The following is a 21,351-nucleotide window of genomic DNA, read 5'->3' as shown; positions in this document are numbered from 1 at the left end:
CTGCATATTCCTGTAAAGCATGATTGAACGCACCCAATCAGTTTTCTGAATATAAGAAAAACCTTCTCTCAACGCCTTGTCCGGAGCTGTTCCATGAAACCCTTCACCCAACGTCTACTCGGCGCCTGCGCCCTCGCCCTATGCCTGCAACCGCAGGTATTCGCGGCCGAAACCGACCCCGCCGAAGTCAACCTCGACTACGCCTACTACTCACCAGTCAGCCTGGTGCTCAAGCACTTCGGCTGGCTGGAACAGGCCCTGCCCCACAGCAAGGTCAGCTGGGTACTGAGCCAAGGCAGCAACCGGTCCCTGGAATACCTCAACAGCGGCGGCGTGGATTTCGCGTCGTCCGCCAGCTTATCCGCCGTACTGAGCCGGGCCAACGGCAGCCCGATCAAATCGGTGTATGTCTACAGCCGCGCGGAATGGACCGCACTGGTGGTGCGCAAGGACTCGCCACTCAACAGCGTCAACGACCTCAAGGGCAAGAAAATCGCCGCCACCAAAGGCACCGACCCTTACCTGTTCACCCTGCGCAGTCTGCAACAGGCCGGGCTGAAAAAAGACGACGTGGAGTTGGTGCACCTGCAACACCCGGACGGCCGCACCGCTCTGGAAAAGGGTGACGTGGACGCCTGGGCCGGTCTCGATCCACACATGGCCGCCAGTCAAATCCAGGCCGGTTCGCGCCTGCTTTACCGCAACAAGGACTTCAACAGCTATGGCGTGGTGAGCGTCACCGAGAAGTTCGCCAAGGCGCACCCACAGACCATCACCAAGGTGTTGGGCGCTTATGAAAAAGCGCGTGACTGGGCAGTGAAGCACCCGGATGAATTCGCCAAGTTGCTGGCCGACGAATCCGGGCTGCCATTGGAAGTGGCCAAGCTGCAATTGTCGCGCACTGACCTGAGCACGCCGTTGTTGAGCGCCAAGGATGTGCAGTCTTCCAAGGCGGCGGCGCCGATTCTGGTGTCCGAGGAATTGGTGCGCCGTGGGGTGAATGTGGACCAGGTGATCGATCAACTGATCGACCCTTCGTTTGGCCAAACCCTGCCGCAGCAGTAAGGGGCTTTTGATGAGCAGCAAAAGCCAAGCATTGCCCCTGCCGGTACCCGTGGTCAGCCAGCACAGCGCCTGGCCACGGCGGTTAAAAGGCCTGGTCTTGCCGGTGCTGATCCTGTTGATCCTGGAAGTGGTCGTACGGGTGGGCTGGCTGCCTTCCTACCAGATGCCTGCGCCCAGCGAGATCGCCGTGACCCTCACCGACCTGGCCGAAGGCGTGTTGTGGAAACACATCAGCGCCAGCCTCGCACGGGTGCTGCTGGGCTTTGCCATCGGCGCTAGCCTGGCCCTGGTGTTCGCCGCCTGGGTCGGTTTGAGCCGTGAAGCCGAAGCCTACCTGGAGCCGACCTTTGCCGGCCTGCGTTCGATCCCGAGCCTGGCCTGGGTACCCCTGTTGCTGCTGTGGCTGGGCATCGATGAAACCTCCAAGGTTGTGCTGATTGCCATTGGCGCGTTTTTCCCGGTGTACCTCAATGGCGTCGCGGCGATTCGCGACATCGACCGCAAGCTGGTGGAAGTCGGGCAAATGTACGGTTTCAGTCGCCGCCGCCTGGTGCGGCGCGTCCTGCTGCCCGCCGCCCTGCCCGGCCTGTTCACCGGACTGCGCAGTGGTTTGAGCCTGGCGTGGATGTTCCTCGTGGCGGCCGAGCTGATAGCGGCGACTAAAGGTTTGGGTTACCTGCTCAGCGATGGGCGGGAAACCTCGCGACCCGACATTGTGCTAGCCGCCATTATCGTGTTGGCGCTGCTGGGCAAGATCAGCGACGGCCTGCTCGCGGCGCTGGAGAAACGCTGCCTCGCCTGGCGCGACACCTTCACTGGCCAAGGAGCGGAACAATGAGTGCGCCGTCGTTATTGGACATCCATGTGGTGCGTAAAAGCTTCGCCAGCACCACCGTATTGAAAGACGTGCGCCTGGCCTTGCAGCCTCGCGAAGCGGTCAGCCTGCTGGGCCCCAGTGGCTGCGGCAAAAGTACCTTGCTGCGGATCGTCGCCGGTTTGGAAACGGACTTCCTGGGCGAGCTGCGCAGCCCCGATGGCCAAGTGGCCTTTGTGTTCCAGGAACCGCGGCTGATGCCATGGCTCACGGTAGAACAGAACATCGGCTTCAGTGATGACAACCACTACGACAAAGCCTGGGTCTCACAGTTGATCGAGGAAGTCGGCCTTAAGGGCTTCGCCCAGGCGCTGCCCAAAGCGTTGTCAGGTGGGATGGCGCAGCGGGTGGCGATCGCTCGCGGCCTGTATTCACGCCCCCAGGTGTTGTTGCTGGATGAGCCGTTCAGCGCGGTGGATGCCTTCACCCGCATGAAACTGCAGGACTTGCTGCTGCAACTGGCGGCGCATCACGCCATCGCTTTATTACTGGTGACCCATGATGTGGACGAGGCGCTGTACCTGAGTGACCGGGTGCTGGTGATGGACAACCGGCCCAGCAGCATTCGCCAGGAACTGGCGGTCGACTTGCCGCATCCGAGGGATCGGCGTGACCCGCTGCTGGCGCAGCTCAAGGCGCTGGCCTTGACCGAGTTGCAGCGGGCCCATGTGATCTGAGGACTACTCGTAACCCGAGACGAGCGAGCCTTTCATGGCCCACAGGTTGTTGTGGCGAGCCCGCTCGCCACAAAGCGCATCACGCCTTGCGCAGGCTCACCCAATAACGCGTTCGGTATTGCACGTCCAGCGCCAAGGTCGAGGCCAGCAGGTTGAGAATGCGGTCGGTGTCATCCAGGCGGAAACTGCCGGTCACCCGTAGCGTTTCCAGGCGCGGCTCCCAGCGCAACACGCCAGGGCGATAGCGCTCCAGCTCCCTGAGGAAGTCCCCCAGTGGCTGGTTCTGCGCGGTCAGTACACCGTCGCGCCAGCCCAGTTGCAGCACATCAAACAACGCCCGGGCACCCAGGCCGCCGGCCTTGAGCGGCGCTTGCTGGCCTGCTTGCAAGGTCGCCATCTGGCCGCTCAGGTCGCGCACCTGAACCGTGCCCTTGAGCACCGAGACCAGACAACCGGACGCCAGTTGCCGTATGCACACGTCAGCGTGACTGACGAGCAATTGGCCGTAGCGGGTTTGCACCGTCATCGCCGCCGCGCCCGGCACCGTCAGCGCCAGTTCACCGTCGACCAAGCTGACCCGTCGCTGGGCCATATCTACGTCTACCGCCGTGGCGGTGTTGAGTTGCAGGCTGGCACCATCGGCCAGCGGCAGGCGCTTGCGCTCGCCAGTAGCGGTACGCAGGTCGGCACGCCAAGTGTCGATGGGTAATTGCCGGCTGATCAGCCACGCCGTCGGCAACAGTGCCGCCACACCCAACGCACGCTTGAGCACCGCACGCCGGCCCGGTTGCGGGCGGTCGAGGCTGGCCATGGCCAGAGCCTGGGGCAAAGCGCTGAAGCGTTGGCGCAGGGATTGGGCTTTCTGCCAAGTCTGTTCATGCTGGGGATGGCTGTCGCGCCAGTGCTGTAGCGCGGCATGATCACGCTCGGTGGCGGCGCCGGACTCCAGCAGCGCCAGCCACTGGGCAGCAGCGCGGGCGACGTCGCGGCTCAAAGGTCCACCAGCAGGCAATGTTCATACGCCTGGGCCATGTAGCGCTTCACCGTACGCTCGGACACCTCAAGCCGTTCGGCAATCTCGCGATAGCCCAGGCCCTCCAGCTGGCTCCATAGAAAGGCGCGGCGTACAAGCACCGGCAAGCCATTGAGCAACTCATCCAGGGCTTGCAGGGTTTCCAGCATCAGCCAGCGCTGTTCGGGGGACGGCACGCAAGCTTCGGGCAAGCTGGCCAGGGCGTTCAAATACGCCTGCTCCAGGCTGCGGCGCTGATGGAAGTTCACCAACAGGCGCTTACCGACCGTCACCAGGTACGCACGCGGCTCCTGCATCTGTGCAATCGGCTGCGCACTGGCCAGTACGCGCAGAAACGTATCCTGGCTCAGGTCGGCCGCATCCCAGGCATTGCCCAGGCGCCGCCGCAGCCAGCTTTCCAACCAACTGCGATGGTCGCGGTATAGGCTCGATAGCGTCAGTTCGGGGGCGTGCGTGGGGACAACAGCATCATTCATGGCAACAACCTGCACGGCGCGATTGAGTCTCAAATGAGATTCATTCTATTTAATATCGTGCCGGGACACCATGATCTTTTCAACCTCGCGTTTACAGCATCGCCGCCCTCTGCCGCAGCAGGTCAATAAACAAGCCCAATTCGCGGCTCACACCCTCGCCCTTGCGCAACAAGATGCCAAACGGCGCCAGCCGCACGTCCAGGGCCACCGGCAGCGCGACCACCAGGCCCATTTTCAGATAATCACGCAAGGCACTTTCCGACAGCACCATCACCGCGTCCGTCAGTTGGATCAACTGCTGCATGGAGTACACCGAGCTGCATTCGATGATGTCCGCCGGGCTTGGCAGCGCCAGGTCTTGCAGGGCCTGGTCGAAACCGATGCGCGCCGGGCTGGTTTGCGGTTGCAGGATCCACGGCCAGTCGCGCACCAGCTCTGCCAGGGATAGCCGACCGCGTCGGACCAATGGGTGGCCGGCATGCACCACCACCAGCAGGCGCTCGTTGCCCAGGGGTTCGAAGCTGTAGTGCTCGCTGTCAGTGGCGGCGGTGCGCCGGGAGATGGCCAGGTCGATGCGCCCCTGCTCCAGCAGTTGGATCACCTGGTCGCTGGTGTCGCCCATGATGCGGATACGAAGTTGCGGATTGAGCGCCTTGATCTGCGCAATGCAGTCCATCACCAAGTCCGGCGCGGCGCCCATGATGGTGCCGATGGACAAATAGCCATACCCGCCCTGCTGGCGCGCCATCAGGTCTTCGGCGCAACGGTCGAGGCCACTCAGCGCCGACTCGGCAAAGTTGATCAGTTGCTGGCCCAGCGCCGTTGGCCGCATCCCCCTTGGCAAGCGCTCGAACAGGTCGCAGCCGAACATGTCTTCAATCTCGCGCAGCATGCGCGTGGCCGCCGGTTGCGACATGTTCAGGGCCTGGGATGCACGGTGCAGGTTCTGACTGGAACTGAGCGCTACCAGCATATGCAGATGCTTGTAGCGCAGGCGGTTGAACAAGCTGCGGGAGAGGACGGGACTACTCATAAATTCCTTATTACCGATACCCTGAGGGTATCACTTGTAAGCGAGATTCGATTTGTAGCGTATTGCTCGGCCGCCGTACAGTCCGTTCCATAAGAACAAAACAACGGACTCCATCATGAAAACCCTGCCCGCGCCCCTGCTCGCCAAGATTTCCTGGCGACTGCTGCCCTTCCTGCTGCTGATGTACATCATGGCGTTTCTTGACCGTGCCAACGTCGGCTTTGCCAAACAGGCCTTCCAGGCCGATACCGGCTTGAGCGATGCCGCGTTTGCCTTCGGCGCCGGTGTGTTCTTCGTCGGCTACGCGCTGCTGGAAGTGCCGAGCAACCTGATCCTGCACCGTGTCGGCGCCCGCCTGTGGATGTGCCGCATCATGGTCAGTTGGGGCCTGATTTCGGCGGCGATGGTGTTTGCCCATAACGAAACCAGCTTCTACGTGCTGCGTTTTTTGTTGGGCGTGGCCGAAGCCGGATTCTTCCCCGGCGTGATCCTCTATCTCACCTACTGGTTCCCCCAGGCCGTGCGCGGCAAGGCCATGGGCTTCTTTTACTTCGGCGCCCCCCTGGCATTCATTGTCGGCAGTCCGTTGTCCGGCCTGCTGCTGGAGATGGACGGTTTCGGCGGTATTCACGGCTGGCAATGGCTGTTCGCCGTGGAAGGCTTGATGGCCAGCGCCGTGGGGATCTGGGCCTACTGGTACCTGGACAACCGCCCCGCCGACGCCAAGTGGCTGAGTGTGGATGAGCGCCAGCAAATCCAGACCTTGCTGGACACGGAAGACCAACACAAAACCTCCCACGGCCGCAGCCTGCTCAACGTGCTGTGCCAGCCGTCGGTGCTGTACCTGTGCCTGGTGTATTTGCTGATCCAGGCCAGCGTGTACGGCGTGGTGTTTTACCTGCCAACCCAAGTGGGCGGCCTGCTCGGCACCAAGGTCGGCTTGATGGTTGGGCTGGTCTCGGCGATTCCCTGGATCTGCGCACTGTTTGCCGCCTGGTGGATTCCCGGTTATTCCGACCGGACTGGCGAACGCCGCCGCACCGCTTGCCTGACCTTATTGATGGCCGCCGCCGGCATTGCTTGCTCGGTGACCTTCGCCAACCCGCTGCTGGGCATGCTCGCCTTGTGCTTTGCCGCCTCGGGTTTTATCGCGGTGCAGCCGGTGTTCTGGACCTTTCCTTCCAGCTACCTGGCCGGCAGTGCCGCTGCTGCGGGCATTGCGCTGATCAACTCATTCGGTGCCCTCGGCGGCTTCATCGCGCCGGTCATCAAGCACTGGGCCGAAGGCGCCTTCCATTCTCCGGCAGCCGGTTTGTACCTGCTGTCCGCCACCACGGTACTGGCTGCATTGCTGGTACTGGGCATCCATTCACCCGGCCGCACTGCATCGAACACGCAGGCCACTGTTTAACGTCAGGAGTCACACCATGGGTCATCTCACCATCAAACACGTGCGCGCCTTTGTATTGCGAGGCGGCGGCGCCGATTACCACGACCAGGCCGACGGCCACTGGATCGACGATCACATCTCGACGCCCATGAGCAAATACCCCGAGTACCGCCAGAGCCGCCGCAGTTTCGGCATCAACGTACTCGGCACGCTGGTGGTGGAGATCGAAGCCAGCGACGGCACTGTCGGGTTTGCCGTGACCACTGGCGGCGAACCGGCGGCGTATATCGTCGAGAAACACCTGGCGCGCTTTATCGAAGGCGCCCGCGTCACTGATATCGAAAAGATCTGGGACCAGATGTACCAGTCCACCCTCTACTACGGTCGCAAGGGCCTGGTGATCAACACCCTTTCCGGCGTCGATCTGGCGTTGTGGGACTTGCTCGGCAAAATCCGCCAGGAGCCCGTGCACCAGTTGCTCGGCGGTGCGGTACGCGACGAATTGCAGTTCTACGCCACCGGCGCCCGCCCGGACTTGGCGCAGAAGATGGGTTTTATCGGCGGCAAGATGCCCCTGCACCACGGCCCCAGCGAAGGCGAAGAAGGCCTGCGCAAAAACCTCGAACAATTGGCCGACATGCGCGAAAGGGTCGGCCCGGACTTCTGGCTGATGCTCGATTGCTGGATGAGCCTGGACCTCAACTACGCGACCAAACTCGCCATCGGTGCCCATGAACACGGGCTCAAATGGATCGAAGAAGCCCTGAGCCCGGACGATTACTGGGGCTACGCAGCCCTGCGCAACAATGTGCCCAAAGGCATGCTGGTGACGACCGGCGAGCACGAAGCCACTCGTTGGGGCTTCCGCATGCTGCTGGAAATGGGCTGCTGCGACATTATCCAGCCGGATGTCGGCTGGTGCGGCGGCCTCACCGAGCTGGTGAAAATCTCGGCCTTGGCCGATGCCCACAATGCGATGGTCGTGCCCCACGGCTCGTCGGTGTACAGCTACCACTTCGTCGCCACCCGCCATAACAGCCCGTTCGCCGAATTCCTGATGATGGCGCCGAAGGCCGATGAAGTGGTGCCGATGTTCCACCCGCAACTGCTCGGCGAACCGGTACCGGTGAATGGCCGCATGCGCTTGTCGGTGCTCGACAAGCCCGGTTTCGGCGTAGACCTGAACCCGGATTGCCAACTGCACCGTCCGTACAATCGCTGAGGAAAACGCCATGAATATGCCCCGTAATGGCTTCAAGGCTGCCCTGGCCAAGGACGCCACCCAATACGGCATCTGGGCCGGTTTCGCCACCGGCTACGCCGCCGAGATCGTCGCTGGCCTCGGTTATGACTGGATGCTGATCGACGGTGAACACGCGCCCAATACCGTGCCCAGCGTGCTCAACCAACTGCAGACGGTGGCGCCCTACGCTACCGCGCCGGTGGTACGCGCGGTGAATGGCGATGCCAGTCTGATCAAGCAACTGCTCGACGTCGGCGCCCAGACGCTGATGATCCCCATGGTGGAAACCGCCGAACAGGCTCAAGCCCTGGTGCGCGCCATGCGTTACCCACCCCATGGCGTTCGCGGCGTCGGCGGCGGCTTGACCCGCGCCACCCGCTGGGATGGTGTAACGAACTACCTGCAAACCGCCCACGAGGAGCTGTGCCTGATCGTCCAGGTCGAATCACGCCTGGGCGTGGAAAACGTCGCCGCCATTGCCGCCGTGGAAGGCGTGGACGCAGTGTTTATCGGCCCCGCCGACCTCTCCATCGGCCTCGGCCACGCCGGTAACCCCGGCCATCCCGAAGTTCAGGAACGCATCAAGTACGCGGTGGACGCCACCCTCGCCGCCGGCAAAGTCAGCGGCATCCTGGCGCCCAACGAAGACGACGCGCGCCGTTACCAAGCCTGGGGTTGCCGTTTTATCGCAGTGGCCATCGACATCAGCCTGTTACGCCAGAGCGCGTTGGCCACCCTCGCACGCTATCGCCCGGTTGCCGACGCGCCCACACCATCACGTACTTACTGAGGAGCTGCCCATGTCATCCGTTCCCGTGTACCAGAACTTCATCAATGGCCGCTTCGTTCCCAGCGAAGCCCATCTGGATGTACTCAATCCGGCCAGCGGCGCCTTGCTGTCCAAGGTGCCCGCCTCTACCGCCGCTGACGTCGACCAAGCCCTCGCTGCGGCGCGCGGTGCGCAAAAAGCGTGGGCGCGCAAGCCGGCCATCGAACGCGCCGGGCACTTGCGCCGCATCGCCGCCAAGCTGCGGGAAAACGTCGCGCACCTGGCGCGTACCATCACCCTGGAACAGGGCAAGGTCACTGGCCTGGCCGAAGTCGAAGTGAATTTCACCGCCGACTACCTCGACTACATGGCCGAATGGGCGCGGCGCATTGAGGGCGAGATCATCACCAGCGATCGGCCCAACGAAAACATCTTCCTGTTCCGCAAACCCTTGGGCGTAGTGGCGGGCATCCTGCCGTGGAATTTCCCGTTCTTCTTGATCGCCCGAAAACTGGCCCCGGCGTTGCTCACCGGCAACACCATCGTGATCAAGCCCAGCGAAGAAACCCCGAACAACTGCTTTGAGTTCGCCAAGCTGGTGGCCGAGACCGACCTGCCCGCCGGTGTGTTCAACGTGGTCTGCGGCGACGGCCAGGTCGGCGGCGCACTCACCGCCCATAAAGGCGTGGACATGATCAGCTTTACCGGTAGCGTCGCCACCGGTTCGCGCATCATGGCCGCCGCTGCGCCAAACATCACCAAACTCAACCTGGAACTGGGCGGCAAGGCTCCGGCCATCGTGCTGGCAGACGCCGACCTGGAGCTGGCAGTTAAAGCCATTCGCGACTCGCGCATCATCAATACCGGGCAAGTGTGCAACTGCGCGGAGCGGGTATACGTGGAGCGCAAGGTCGCCGACCCGTTCATCGAGCGTATCAGCGCGGCCATGTCAGCCACGCGCTACGGCGACCCGATGGCCATGGCCGACGCGGAAATGGGCCCACTGATCAACCGCCAGGGCCTGGAAAACGTCAACCGTAAGGTGCGCACCGCACTGAGCCAGGGTGCCACGCTGATCAGCGGCGGACAGACTGCCGACCTCGGCGCGGGCTTTCACTTCCAGCCGACGGTATTGGCCGGGTGCCGCGCCGACATGGAGATCATGCGCGAAGAAATTTTTGGCCCGGTGCTGCCGATCCAGATTGTCGACGACCTCGACGAAGCCATCGCCATGGCCAATGACTGCGACTACGGCCTGACCTCATCGATCTACACCCGCGACCTCGGCAAGGCCATGCACGCGGTGCGCGAGATCGACTTTGGTGAAACCTACGTCAACCGCGAAAATTTCGAGGCCATGCAGGGCTTCCATGCCGGGGTGCGTAAATCCGGGATCGGCGGCGCCGATGGTAAGCATGGCCTGTACGAATACACCCATACCCATGTGGTGTACCTACAGAGCTGAGGTGGTGAAGCGGGCCGGTGCGCGTTAGCGTGCTGGCCCTTCCTGAGAAAATCCCACAAGGATTGCGCAATGCCTCTGATGCCTTACAGCGGCCCCATCATCGATAGCCACTTGCACCTGTTCGACCCGCGTCGCCCCCAAGGCATTCCGTGGCCCGAGCCGGGCAATCAGCTGTATGCCGCCCATTTACCGAGCGATTATTGGGCCTTGGCCAGCTCACACAATGTGGTCGGCGCCATTGCTGTGGAAGCCAGCCCATGGCGTGACGACAACCGTTGGTTGCTCGAAACCCTACGCAGCGACCCGCGTATGCTCGGGTTCGTTGGCAATCTGGACCCACTGCACGCCGACTTCGCCGCCGACCTCGATGCCCTGGCGCAAGAGCCGCTGTTCCTCGGCTTGCGCTACGGCAACCTGTGGGACCGCGACCTGCTGCAAGACCAGACGCGCCCCGGTTTTATCGACGGTCTGCGCCAACTGGCCGCCTGTGGTCGGGGCCTGGACAGCGCCAACCCGAACCCGCGTTTGATCAAGGGTTTGTTGCACCTCAGCGATACGCTGCCCGAGCTGCGCATCATCGTCGACCACTTGCCCAATGCTCAGATACCGGCCGGTGAAGAGGCGGCGTATCACGCCGACCTGTTGCGCCTGGCGCAGCGGCCGAACGTGTTCGCCAAACTCGCGGAAATCCCCCAGCTCGGCCCCCAAGGTCTGATCGTCGATACGGCGTTCTACAACGACCGCCTGGCGGTGTTGTGGGAGGCGTTTGGTGACGAGCGCTGCTTCTTCGGCAGCGACTGGCCCAACAGCGATCACCTGGCCGATTTCGCCACCACCCTGGGGCTCGTAAAAAGCTGCATGGCGGACAAATCCGAGGCGGTGCAAGGCCAGTTTTTTCTGCACAACGCAGTGCGTATCTACACCCCGACCCATGGAGCGCCGTGATGCAGACCCGTGCCTTTCGCATGAACCTCAACCCGGGCCAGGCCGATGAATATCGCCGACGCCACGACGAAATCTGGCCGGAGCTGGCCCAAGCCCTGCTGGACGCCGGCGTGGTGGACTACCGGATTTTTTTTGACGAGCCCGCCAACACGCTGTTCGCCGTCCTCACCCATGAAGACGCCCACGGCCTGGATGAGCTGCCCGGCACCGCGCTGATGCAACGCTGGTGGACCCACATGCAGGACATCATGCCCAGCCACGCGGATGCCTCGCCGATCAGTGTCGACCTGCTGCCCATGTTCCACCTGACCCGCCCCTGATCTCACTGACCCACACAACAATAAAAAGGATTCGACTACGTGGAAATCATTCTCCTCGGTGTGATTCTGCACTTCATCGGCGGCTTCGCCTCCGGCAGTTTTTACATCCCCTACAAGAAGGTCCGCGGCTGGGCCTGGGAAAGTTATTGGATCACCGGCGGCCTGGTGTCCTGGTTGATCGTGCCGCTGATCGCCGCGCAACTGACGGTGCCGGGCTGGGTGGACATTCTGCGCAATGCCGACACCAGCACGCTGCTGTGGACCTATATGTTCGGCGTGTTGTGGGGCATCGGCGGGCTGACCTTCGGCCTGACCATGCGCTACCTGGGCCTGTCCTTGGGCATGTCGCTGATCATGGGCCTCACCTCGGCCCTCGGAGCGTTGATGCCGGCGCTGTACCGCGACCTGTTCACCGATGCAACCGAAGGCACCTTGACCTCGATGCTGGCCTCCCAGGGCGGGCATTGGGTGTTATGGGGCGTGGCGGTGTCGCTGGTCGGTATCGCAGTGTGCGGCAAGGCTGGATTGATCAAGGAACGGGAAGTGTCCCAGGCGGTGAAGTTCGCCAGTGTCAGTGAATTTTCCCTGGGCAAGGGCATGCTGGTGGCGGTGATTTCCGGGGTGCTCAGCGCCTGTTTCAGCTACGGCATTTCTGCCGGACGCCCGTTGGCCGCCGCGGCGGTGGAACATGGCGCCAACAGCCTGTTCCAGAACAACGTGACCTTTATGGTGATCATGTGGGGCGGCCTGACCACCAACGGCATCTGGTGCCTGTGGCTGAACTGGCGCAACCGTACCTTCCATAACTACACCGATCGCAGCACGCCGCTGCTGGGCAACTACCTGCTGGTGGCCATCGCCGGCACGCTGTGGTTCTTGCAGTTTTTCTTCTACGGCATGGGCGAAAGCCGCCTGCAGAACGACGCCAGTTCCTGGGTGCTGCACATGTCATTCATCATCATCGTGTCCAACTGCTGGGGCCTGTATTTCCGTGAATGGCACGGCACCAGCGCCGCCAACAAGGGCGTACTGGTGGCCGGGATCGCGGTGATCCTCGGCGCCATCGCCATGGTCGGTTACGGCAATTACCTCGGCTGATGCCGCTAATTTTTGAAGGAGTGTTTTTATGTTGCTTGCAGACAAAACCGTGATCATCACCGGCGCCTCCCGTGGCATCGGCCGCGCCGCCGCCCGTGAATGTGCGCGCCAGGGCGCCCGTGTGGTGATCGGCCACAGTGGCAGTGGCCAAGGCACCGAGGCGGCGTATTCGCTGATTGAAGAGATCAAGGCGTTTGGCGGCCAGGCCGTTGAAGTGGGAGGCGATGCGGCCGACCCGGACACCGGCGACAAGCTGGTGGCCGGCGCCGTGCAAGCCTTCGGCAGTGTCGACGTGTTCGTCAACAACGCCGGCATCTGCCCGTTCCACTCGTTCCTGGATATGCCCCGCGAGGTCTATCTGAAAACCGTCAACACCAACCTCAACGGCGCCTACTTCGCCGTGCAGGCGGCGGCCAACCAAATGAAAAACCAGGACCGTGGCGGCGCGATCATTGCCGTCAGCTCCATCAGCGCGCTGGTCGGCGGCGGCATGCAAACCCACTACACGCCGACCAAGGCCGGCCTGCATTCGTTGATGCAGTCCTGCGCAATTGCACTGGGGCCCTATGGCATTCGCTGCAACTCGGTACTGCCGGGGACCATTGCCACCGACATCAACAAGGAAGACCTGGCCGACGAGGAAAAGCTCGCCTACATGACCTCGCGCACGCCGCTGGGTCGCTTGGGCGAACCGGATGATGTGGCTGGGCCAATCGTGTTCCTCGCCTCGGACATGGCGCGCTATGTGACCGGCGCCTCGTTGCTGGTGGATGGCGGGTTGTTCGTTAACCTCCAGTAAAGCCGCACCCTCTCAAACACCCAAGAACCAATGTGGGAAGGGACTTGCTGCCTCCCACAGGGGGTCTCTGTGTGCCTGAAATTTGTGTTGTACCTGATAAAAACAACAATCCCAGGAGTACGTCCATGCGCACCACCCTCCCCCTGGCCCTGCTCTGCAGCGCCATGTCCACCTGTGCCTTCAGCGCCGGCCTGCTCGATCCCAACTCCCCGGCCATGCTCGGCGACTGGAGCGGCCTGCGCCCCCAATTGGCCGAACAAGGCTACGACTTCACCCTCAAATACGTCGGCGAAGTCGGCTCCAACCTGGGCGGTGGCTACAACTCCCACACCACCGCGCGCTGGAGCGACCAGTTGATCCTGGGCGTGAACATGGACCTGCAAAAACTCCTCGGCTGGCAGGACGCGACCTTTCGCATCGGCATCGGCGAGCGCCATGGCAAGGACATCACCAACGACCGCGTGCACCAACCCAACGCCACGGGCCTGACGTCCACCATGGAAGTGTTCGGCGGCGGCAACGCCTGGCGGCTGTCGCAGTTCTGGTACGAGCAAAAGTTCTTCGACCGGAAATTAGCCCTCAAACTCGGTCGCTTCGGCCATGGTGAAGACTTCGATCAGTTCCCCTGCGAATTCCAGAACGTCACCCTGTGCGGTTCCCAGGAAGGTAACTGGAACGGCGTGTGGAACAGCTTCCCGATCAGCCAGTGGGCAGTGCGCGCCAAGTACCAATTCACCGATGAGTTCGCCATGCAGGTCGGCGCCTACGACAAGAACCCTGGCAACGCCGAGGCCAGCAATGGCTTCAAGCCGTTTATCAGCGGCTCCCAGGGCACCAGTTTCCCTATCGAAGCCATCTGGAAAGGTCAGATCCAAGGCCTGAATTCGGAGTACCACGCCGGTTACTACTACGCCAACGCCGACACCAAGGACATGCTCAAGGACGCAGACGGGAACTACGCTGCCAGCTCGAAAAAGCCCTATCGGATGTATTCCAGCAACAGCGGCTGGTGGCTGTCGGGACAGCAACAATTGACCACCGTCGACGGCAACAGCGCGCGCGGGCTCAACGTATTCGCCAACCTGACGGTGAATGCCCCGGACAAAAGCGTGATCAAGAACCTGATCCAAATCGGCCTGATCTACCGTGGCCCGTTCGATTCACGCCCGAACGACACCATCGGCCTTGGCGCGTCGAAGTTGCAGGTCAGCGACCGCTATACCCGCAACACGCAGACGCTCAACGCGGCCAATGGCGTCAGCGATATCGACGATCCGCTTTACGTGCCCGAGCAGCGCCGCGAGTACAGCTACGAGATCAACTATGGCGTGCAGGCGACCCAATGGCTGATGGTGCGGCCTAACCTGCAATACGTGAAATACCCCGGCGGGCTCACACAAACCAGCGGCGCGGTGGTCGGTGGCGTGCAGTTTATTGTTGATTTCTAGATACCCGTGCCAGCGCGCACCTCAAAGACCGCGCTGGCGAAGCCATTGCAAAAAGCCCTTCTTGACCGGTACCACTGGCGCGTCTTGGGTCAGCACCTGAGCGGCGTGCAAGCGGAAATCCAACAGGGTTTTCATGGCGTCGGCGATGTCATGTCGCGCGTCCAGGCACGGCGTCAGGTACGCCTTCTCGATGCGGTACAACGTGCAGAACGTCTTGGCGGTGAAGTCCGCCAAGGCCGCTTGCTCAGTCAGAATCCCCGCTTCGCCGATCACCTCGCCGGGGCCCATGCGCCCGGCTTCGAACGCGTGGCCGCCCTTGATCAGCATCACCGACACCACACCCGACTCGACGATAAACAAATGATCGCTGACCTCCCCCGCCGGCAGGATCATCTCGCCGGCGCGATAGGTGTGCAGGGTCATGTTCTGGCTGAAGGTGTCCTTTTCCTCCTGGCGCAAAGTGGAGAAAATCGACGAACTGTCCAACAGTGCCCGCGCCGGAGAGGTCGGCACTGGGGTCGCGCTTTCGACGGCGGACAACAGGCTCACGCCCGCTGCCTGCAGGTGCCGGAACGCCAAGTCGTAGAGTTGGTTGCGCACTTCGCGCTTGAGGGTCATGGTCGGCACGAACCCGCTGATTTCATACTCCACACCGCCACTGGCGGAAGTCTTGAACGCCACACTCGGCGCCGGTTTGGCCAGCAGCGGACGGCAACCCTGCATGGCCCGCTCCAGCGCTTCGATCACCGTTTGCGGCCGTGCATGAGGGCTGACCTGCAGGCTGACCGCCAGGCCAAACATATCGGCCGGACGCGAAAAGTTGATGATCTTGGCCTTTGCCGCCAGGGAGTTGGGAATCACCGCCATGCTGCCCTGGGAGGTTTGCAGGCGCGTGGCGCGCCAGTCGATGTCCGTGACCCGGCCTTCAGTGCCGTCGATGGAAATCCAGTCATCCAGTTGATAGGGCTTGGTGGTATTGAGCACGATCCCGGAAAACACATCACTCAAGGTGCTTTGCAACGCCAGGCCGACAATGATCGCCACCGCGCCGGACGTGGCCAACACGCCCTTGACCGGCAGATCGAGCACATAGGCCAGCGCGGCAATGATCGCGATCAGGAAAATCACCGCGCCCATCAAATCCTGCAACAGCCGCCCGGTGTGGCCAACCCGCTGCATCATCAACGCACCGAGCAACACCGTCAGCGTACGCGCCGCGAACAACCACCAACCAATCTGCAACGCCGTGGCGGCCATGTGCAACGCGGTGTTGTCGGCGTAGGGCGCGACGAGCATGGGGTTCATGCCGTCGTTGAACAGCACGGCACTGAAGACTGCAAAGATCACCAACCGCGCTGCGAGTTTCCAATTAGCCAGGTTGGCGGAGATAAGTCGCCACACGGCGATGTCGATAAGGATCAGCGCCAGGGCGCACAGCATCGGGTGATCGGAGATAAATGAGGGCATCCAGGCGACTCCAGGGCGAATGACGGGAAGATCGCATGAATTGAGAACACTGGAAAACAAAATGTAGAAGCCGGCTTGCCAGCGAAAGTATCGACTCGGTGTGCCAGGGACACCACGGTGATGCTATCGCCGGCAAGCCGGCTCCTACCCTTTTGTTTACGGCTAACTGTCAGGCATGCATCTGCCCAAATTTACCCGATTGGAAATCCGCAAACGCCTGATGAATCTCCTGCTCGGTGTTCATCACAAACGGCCCGTGCCCCACGATGGGCTCGTCAATCGGTTCGCCGCTGAGCAGCAGCACCTTGGCGGCGTCGTTGGACTCCAGGACCAGTTGCGTGCCATCGCGCTCAAACAACGCCAGTTGGCCTTGGCGCGCGACTTCTTCGCCATTGACCAGCACAGTGCCGCGTAGGATCACCAGGGCGGTGTTGCGCCCGGCGTGCAAGTCCAGGGTCACGGGCTTGCCGGCGTTAAGACGCAGGTCCCACACGTCAATCGGCGTGAAGGTGCGTGCGGGGCCTTTGGCGCCGTCGAACGCTCCGGCGATCAGGCGCAGGTGCCCGGCGTCATGGGGCAGCGCAAGCACGGGAATATCGCCATCGACAATGGTCTGGTAACCGGCGTCGGCCATTTTGTCCTTGGCGGGCAAGTTGACCCACAGTTGCACCATCTCCAGCGCGCCGCCTTTACGGGCGAACGCTTCGGAGTGGAATTCTTCATGGAGAATGCCTTTTGCGGCCGTCATCCATTGCACATCGCCGGGGCCGATGGTGCCGCCTGCGCCGGTTGAATCGCGGTGCTCGACTTCACCGTCGTAGACGATGGTCACGGTTTCAAAGCCACGATGGGGGTGTTGGCCTACGCCGCGACGTTGTTCGGTGGGGGAAAATTCGGCCGGGCCGGCGTGGTCCAGCAGCAGGAATGGGCTGATGTGTTTGCCCAGGTTGTCGTAGGAAAACAGTGTGCGCACCGGGAAACCGTCGCCGACCCAATGGGCGCGAGGGCTGGTGTAGATGCCGATGAGTTTTTTCATGGTGATCCTCCAAAGTGCATACACCTTAAAACCGATAACAATTGAGCGGTAGACGGCTAAAACACCCTAGAGCGTCCTATTGATGGAACGGAGTACCAGTGCCCCACCATAAAAACCGCGTTAATGATAATGACTCGTAGTAATATCCACCCTCTCCCGCTCAACCTTCCGAGGGCCGCAATGCCGTTTGCCCCTGCGCCTGTCGCACCGCGCGTGCTGGTGGTGGATGACCACCGCAAAATCCGCGAACCCTTGGCCACTTACCTGCGTCGCCACACCTTCGATGTGCGCACCGCCGAAGACGCGGCTGGGATGTGGCAATTGCTCAAGACCCAGGCGTTCGACGTCGTAGTGCTCGACGTGCTGCTGCCGGATGGCGATGGTTTCGAGCTGTGCAACCAGTTGCATCGGCGCAGCAATACCCCCGTGATTCTGTTGACCGCCCGCGATACCGCCGCCGACCGCATCCGCGGCCTGGACCTCGGCGCGGACGATTACGTGACCAAGCCCTTCGAACCCCGCGAACTGGTCGCACGCATCAACAGTGTGCTGCGCCGCCAAGGCCGCAACACCGGGCCGGCCGCGCCCAGCGGTGGCCCACAGGCTTATCGGTTCGCTGGCTGGCAGTTCAGCGTGAGCAGCGCCACGTTGTGCCGCGACGCCAGCCCGGCAATCCAGCTCAGTACAGCGGAAAGCCGTTTGCTGCAGGTGTTCCTTGCCCACCCCAATACGTTGCTGCCCCGCGAACGTTTGATCGACCTCACCGCTGCCGCCGACAGCGACGTCAGCGACCGCGCCATCGACCGCCAGGTCAGCCGCCTGCGCCGCAAGTTGGCCCACGGCGATGCCACGCCGGACCTGCTGCGCACTATCTGGGGCGGCGGCTATCTGTTGGCGGCCGAGGTCAGTGAATGCGCGCCCTGAACAGGCTGTGGCCGCGCACCCTGGCGCGGCAGTTGAGCCTGTTGTTGCTGCTGGCCTTGCTCGCATCCAACGGCATCGCGATGTTGTTTTTGCAACGCACCGGCAGCCTGATCCACCCACTGTCGCGCAGTTTCAGCCTGGAGCGCCTAGGGATTGCCCACCACACGGCAATCGACCTGACGCCCACTGAAACCGAGCACCTGCTGGCCGGGATGAGCCACGACGACACGCGCTTCTGGATTGCACCGACGCCCGAAGTGGCGCCGTTTGAACTGCGCCCGGAGGAGCAGAGACTGGCCAGTGAGCTGCGTCGCCAATTGCACCTGGATGACGCGGCCGCCATCGGCATGCAGTTGGAACGCATCAGCGGTGCCGACGCCCGCACCCATGTGTTCAGCCCCGCCGGCTGGGCGCCGTTGCGCTTGCGCAGCAGCGTGCCACTGCCGAACGGTACCTACCTGAATGCCGTGCAATACCCCGCCGGCGCCTATGAATGGGGCCGCGTTCTGGCCTACAGCCTGCCCGTGACAACGCTGCCAGTGCTGCTGATCGTGATGTTTTTCATTGCCCGCGTGGTGCGCCCGATCAAGACCCTGGCCCAGGCCACGGAGCGCGTCAGCCGTGGTGAATGGATCGCTCCGCTGCCGGAAATCGGCCCACAGGAAGCCCGCGACCTCACCGCCGCCTTCAACACCATGCAGGCCAATCTTGCCCGGCATGTCGAAGGCCGTACGCGGATGCTTGCAGCGGTCAGCCACGACCTGAACACGCCGATCACCGAACTGCGCCTGCAAGTGGAATTGCTGGAGCCCGGCGACGCCCGGGATGACATGCTCGAAAGCCTCGCGCAATTGAGTGCGATGGTGCGTGAAACCCTGAATTTCGTGCGCGATGACGCGGTGCAGGAAGCGACCGCCACGATGTCGATGAGCGGCCTGTTGGATGACCTGGCCAAGCGTTATCAGCGCATGCGGCAACCTGTCAGTTGGGCGGGTGCGCCACACCTGATGCTGACCTGCCGGCCTCTGGCGCTCAAGCGCGCGCTGACCAACGTGATCGACAACGCCCTGCACCACGCTGGGGATGCCCACCTGAGCTTGATCCAGGAAGATAACGGCTGGCTGCGCATCGAGGTGCTCGACCACGGCCAAGGCTTGCCCGAGGCCTGGCTGGACAAAGTCTTCGAACCCTTTGTGCAACGCGGCGTCAGCGACGGTGGCGTGGGGTTGGGCCTGGCGATTGCACGTTCGTGCATCCAGGCCCATGGCGGCGAACTGGTGTTGCAGAATCGCCCACCGGCCGGCCTGTGCGCGGTGGTGCGATTGCCGGCGGCACTTTAGAAGTTGAGCGTGGCACCCATCCACAGCGTACGACCGTAGTTCACCGTGCCGTAGGTTTCATCGTCCAAACGCTTGTCGGTGAGGTTGTTGAGGGAGGCGTTGAGGGTCAGCGAGTCGCTCACGTCGTAAGAGCCGCCCAGGTCGGCGGTGGTGTAGCCCGGTGCGGGTTCGTCGGTGATGGTGTTGCCGGTTTCTTCGCCGTAGTAACTCAGCGACGCCCAGGCCTGGGTGCGGTCGTTGATGCTCCACTCGGTGCGCACATTGGCTTTCTGCTTCGGCGTGAGAGCCAATGGTGCACCTTTGTTGGCGCCGCTTTTCTGCTCGGAATCGGTGTAGGTGTAGTTGGCCTTGAGCAGCACGCTGGCGTTGATATCCCATTGGCCGTTGAGCTCGACGCCCTGGATGATCGCTTTGTCGACGTTGACCCGTTCCATGATGGTGTAGCCGTTCCAGCGCTGGTCGGTGGTGACGGTAGAGAGCTTGTCCTGGAAGTCGTTGTAGAACAGCGTCACGCCGCCCGACAAGTCATCGCGGTTGCTCCACAGCGCAGAGACTTCGTAGTTGGTGCTGGTTTCGGGCTTGAGGTCCGGGTTGCCGAACATCACGAAGCGGTTGCGGCGCAGGTAAGCGTAATCCTCGACCACGGCACGCAGTTCCGGCGCCTTGAAGCCACGGGCGATGCCGCCCTTGAGGGTCCACTGATCGGTGGCGCGCCACACGCTGTAGATCCGCGGGCTCAGGTGCGCGCCGTACTCTTCGTGCTCATCCAGACGCAGGCCGGTGGTCAAGGCGAAGCTGTCGGTGACTGACCATTCGTTTTCGGCGAACAGGGCTTTTTGCACCACCGAGAATTTATAGTCGACGCGATCACCCAGGCCCTGGTTCCAGTCGGTCAGCTCGCTTTCGTTCCATTGCACGCCCACGGTGCTGACGTTTTGAGCGGTGGGCACCACCAGTTTGGCGTCGAATACGGTGTTCTTGATTTCGGGTTTGCGCCCGTAGATATCGGTCTGGGCCGGGGTGGCCTTGCCTTCGCGGGTCGAGGTTTCCTGGGACAGGGCGATGTCCGAGGTTGCCCAGCCCCAGCGGCCTTGATGGGACAGGGACCAGTGATCGCGGTTGTTTTCCTGCTCGCGAGTGGCCCAGTTGGCGCTCATGCCGTCGCCGTTCTTCAGGCGCGTGGCACCCGCTTCCAGCAGGATGTCGTGGTCAATATTAGGAGTGAAAGCCAGGCGCGCGGTGAGGTCGCGGTGGTCGGCCTGGCTGAAGCCATTGGTCTGTTCGATGTCATCGTCGGCCTGGCGATCGAGGTAACGGCCCCACACCTGCAAGCCAAGGAAATCTTCCTTGAGCGGGCCGCTGAGGTAGAACTGCGTCTGGCGCGCATTGCCCTGGTCGCTGTGCTGGCGGGCCGAGTAGTCATAGCCGATGGAACCACCCCAGGTCGGTGAAACCTTGCGGGTGATCACGTTGATCACACCGCCGATCGCATCCGAGCCGTACAGCGACGACATCGGGCCCCGCACCACTTCGATCCGCTCGATGGCGGCGGCGGGCGGTACAAAGCTCTGTTCATAGCCACTGTTGCCGTTGACCCGTGACTCCCGCGCGCTCTGGCGTTTGCCGTCAACCATGATCAAGGTGTAATCGGCCGGCATGCCACGGATGGAGATGTCGGTTTCATTCGCCCCACCGTTGACCGTCACGCCCTCCACATCCCGCACCGCGTCGCCGAGGTCGCGGTAGGACTTGCGGCGCAATTCCTCGCCGTCGATCACCGTCACCGAGGCCGGCGCATCCTCCACACTCTGGGCATAACCGGCGGCCGTCACCACCACGTCGTTAAGTTCCAGGGCAACAGGTTCGTCGGCATGGGCGCTGAAGCTGCTGGCGACCAGCAGAGCCAGGGGCGTAACGCGAAAGGCAGGAAGCATGGGCGTAGACCTTAG

At 62.4% G+C, this 21,351-nt stretch carries 20 protein-coding genes; 14 read left to right on the top strand and 6 right to left on the bottom strand.

The annotated features are described in order from the left end of the window. The first annotated feature begins 93 nt into the window (after window positions 1-93). Genes AOA61_RS23655 through AOA61_RS23645 form a run of 3 tightly spaced genes read left to right on the top strand, consistent with a single transcriptional unit; the run spans window position 94 to window position 2,616 of the window. On the top strand, window positions 94-1,065 hold the full coding sequence (locus AOA61_RS23655; RefSeq protein WP_095184988.1) for an aliphatic sulfonate ABC transporter substrate-binding protein: 972 nt from the start codon (window positions 94-96) through the stop codon (window positions 1,063-1,065). A gap of 10 nt (window positions 1,066-1,075) precedes the next feature. Next, window positions 1,076-1,903, top strand: a complete 828-nt coding sequence (locus AOA61_RS23650; RefSeq protein ID WP_099602835.1) for an ABC transporter permease — start codon at window positions 1,076-1,078, stop codon at window positions 1,901-1,903. Next, window positions 1,900-2,616 carry an ABC transporter ATP-binding protein gene (locus tag AOA61_RS23645; protein ID WP_099602834.1) on the top strand — a complete coding sequence of 239 codons (717 nt, stop codon included), beginning with the start codon at window positions 1,900-1,902 and terminating at the stop codon, window positions 2,614-2,616. Before AOA61_RS23650 ends, AOA61_RS23645 begins: the two co-directional genes overlap by 4 nt. A 79-nt stretch (window positions 2,617-2,695) precedes the next feature. On the opposite strand, the gene AOA61_RS23640 is transcribed toward AOA61_RS23645, so the two are convergent. From AOA61_RS23640 to AOA61_RS23630, 3 genes are all read right to left on the bottom strand, one after another. Beyond that, window positions 2,696-3,610 (bottom strand): FecR domain-containing protein, encoded by a 915-nt coding sequence (locus AOA61_RS23640; RefSeq protein ID WP_099602833.1) that lies wholly within the window; start codon window positions 3,608-3,610, stop codon window positions 2,696-2,698. After that, window positions 3,607-4,125 (bottom strand): sigma-70 family RNA polymerase sigma factor, encoded by a 519-nt coding sequence (locus AOA61_RS23635; protein WP_099602832.1) that lies wholly within the window; start codon window positions 4,123-4,125, stop codon window positions 3,607-3,609. Before AOA61_RS23635 ends, AOA61_RS23640 begins: the two co-directional genes overlap by 4 nt. 91 nt (window positions 4,126-4,216) lie before the next feature. Then, on the bottom strand, window positions 4,217-5,158 hold the full coding sequence (locus AOA61_RS23630) for a LysR family transcriptional regulator (protein WP_032891124.1): 942 nt from the start codon (window positions 5,156-5,158) through the stop codon (window positions 4,217-4,219). 115 nt (window positions 5,159-5,273) lie between these two features. On the opposite strand from AOA61_RS23630, the gene AOA61_RS23625 reads away from it, so the two are divergent. The 9 genes from AOA61_RS23625 (at window position 5,274) to AOA61_RS23585 (ending at window position 14,635) form a co-directional block, all read left to right on the top strand. After that, window positions 5,274-6,569, top strand: coding sequence for an MFS transporter (locus AOA61_RS23625; RefSeq protein ID WP_099602831.1), 1,296 nt, complete (start codon window positions 5,274-5,276; stop codon window positions 6,567-6,569). Between the two features lie 16 nt (window positions 6,570-6,585). Then, a complete protein-coding gene (rhmD, locus tag AOA61_RS23620; RefSeq protein ID WP_095184994.1) occupies window positions 6,586-7,770 on the top strand; it encodes an L-rhamnonate dehydratase in 1,185 nt (394 codons plus the stop codon). Window positions 7,771-7,780: 10 nt separating this feature from the next. Further along, entirely contained in the window at window positions 7,781-8,581 is an 801-nt protein-coding gene (locus AOA61_RS23615; protein ID WP_099602830.1) for an aldolase/citrate lyase family protein, read from the top strand. Window positions 8,582-8,591: 10 nt separating this feature from the next. Beyond that, the gene (gene aldA, locus AOA61_RS23610) at window positions 8,592-10,025 is read left to right on the top strand and encodes an aldehyde dehydrogenase (protein WP_099602829.1); all 1,434 of its coding nucleotides are present in this window, start codon (window positions 8,592-8,594) and stop codon (window positions 10,023-10,025) included. Window positions 10,026-10,094: 69 nt separating this feature from the next. Then, entirely contained in the window at window positions 10,095-10,970 is an 876-nt protein-coding gene (locus tag AOA61_RS23605) for an amidohydrolase (RefSeq protein WP_099602828.1), read from the top strand. After that, window positions 10,970-11,290: an L-rhamnose mutarotase gene (gene rhaM, locus AOA61_RS23600; RefSeq protein WP_178075209.1), complete on the top strand. Its 321-nt coding sequence runs from the start codon at window positions 10,970-10,972 to the stop codon at window positions 11,288-11,290. Before AOA61_RS23605 ends, rhaM begins: the two co-directional genes overlap by 1 nt. Window positions 11,291-11,329: 39 nt before the next feature. After that, window positions 11,330-12,388 (top strand): L-rhamnose/proton symporter RhaT, encoded by a 1,059-nt coding sequence (gene rhaT, locus AOA61_RS23595; protein WP_032891118.1) that lies wholly within the window; start codon window positions 11,330-11,332, stop codon window positions 12,386-12,388. Window positions 12,389-12,416: 28 nt separating this feature from the next. Next, the gene (locus AOA61_RS23590; protein ID WP_099602827.1) at window positions 12,417-13,187 is read left to right on the top strand and encodes an SDR family NAD(P)-dependent oxidoreductase; all 771 of its coding nucleotides are present in this window, start codon (window positions 12,417-12,419) and stop codon (window positions 13,185-13,187) included. A gap of 125 nt (window positions 13,188-13,312) precedes the next feature. After that, a complete protein-coding gene (locus AOA61_RS23585) occupies window positions 13,313-14,635 on the top strand; it encodes a carbohydrate porin (protein WP_099602826.1) in 1,323 nt (440 codons plus the stop codon). Window positions 14,636-14,656: 21 nt separating this feature from the next. Here the strand turns inward: AOA61_RS23585 and AOA61_RS23580 are convergent, their stop codons facing one another. Both AOA61_RS23580 and AOA61_RS23575 read right to left on the bottom strand, forming a co-directional pair. Next, on the bottom strand, window positions 14,657-16,102 hold the full coding sequence (locus AOA61_RS23580) for a mechanosensitive ion channel family protein (protein WP_032891115.1): 1,446 nt from the start codon (window positions 16,100-16,102) through the stop codon (window positions 14,657-14,659). 169 nt (window positions 16,103-16,271) lie between these two features. Then, window positions 16,272-17,138: a pirin family protein gene (locus AOA61_RS23575; protein ID WP_032891114.1), complete on the bottom strand. Its 867-nt coding sequence runs from the start codon at window positions 17,136-17,138 to the stop codon at window positions 16,272-16,274. Window positions 17,139-17,318: 180 nt separating this feature from the next. Between AOA61_RS23575 and AOA61_RS23570 the strand changes: the two genes are divergently transcribed. Together AOA61_RS23570 and AOA61_RS23565 are read left to right on the top strand one after the other, a co-directional pair. Continuing rightward, window positions 17,319-18,062, top strand: a complete 744-nt coding sequence (locus AOA61_RS23570; RefSeq protein WP_032891113.1) for a response regulator — start codon at window positions 17,319-17,321, stop codon at window positions 18,060-18,062. Window positions 18,063-18,082: 20 nt separating this feature from the next. After that, a complete protein-coding gene (locus tag AOA61_RS23565; RefSeq protein ID WP_032891494.1) occupies window positions 18,083-19,402 on the top strand; it encodes an ATP-binding protein in 1,320 nt (439 codons plus the stop codon). On the opposite strand, the gene AOA61_RS23560 is transcribed toward AOA61_RS23565, so the two are convergent. After that, window positions 19,399-21,336 (bottom strand): TonB-dependent receptor, encoded by a 1,938-nt coding sequence (locus AOA61_RS23560; RefSeq protein WP_099602825.1) that lies wholly within the window; start codon window positions 21,334-21,336, stop codon window positions 19,399-19,401. The genes AOA61_RS23565 and AOA61_RS23560 overlap by 4 nt on opposite strands. Between the last annotated feature and the right edge of the window lie 15 nt (window positions 21,337-21,351).

The organism is Pseudomonas sp. 2995-1, from assembly GCF_002742505.1.
Classification (GTDB): Bacteria; Pseudomonadota; Gammaproteobacteria; order Pseudomonadales; family Pseudomonadaceae; genus Aquipseudomonas; species Aquipseudomonas sivasensis.
This window is presented reverse-complemented; position numbering and strand designations above follow the sequence as displayed.